Raw genomic sequence first — 266 nt, forward strand, 5'->3', positions numbered from 1 at the left:
CATAGAGATCGTGCTTGCCGTTGTAGACATGCGGCATCGACACGAGTCCGTGACTCGCATCGACGGTCTGGTTGATGTAGCCCCAGCACATGCTCGTGCCGATCATCGCGACGTGATGACCCGCCTTCGTGACGCCCGCCGCGAAGGTCGCGACCGCCGCATCGACGCCGCCCGCGACGATCGGCGTGCCTGCGGCAAGCCCCAGTTTGTCGGCCCACTGCGGCAACAATCCGCCCACCGCTTCCGACGATTCGACGAGCCGCTGC

The 266-nt window shown here is 65.8% G+C and carries 1 pseudogene; it reads right to left on the reverse strand.

Features of this window, described 5'->3' with window-relative positions:
* A pseudogene (locus NCS02_RS36215) lies at nucleotides 1–266 on the reverse strand (hypothetical protein); the annotation flags it as partial.

The organism is Caballeronia sp. NCF2, from assembly GCF_023631205.1.
Lineage (GTDB): Bacteria > Pseudomonadota > Gammaproteobacteria > Burkholderiales > Burkholderiaceae > Caballeronia > Caballeronia zhejiangensis.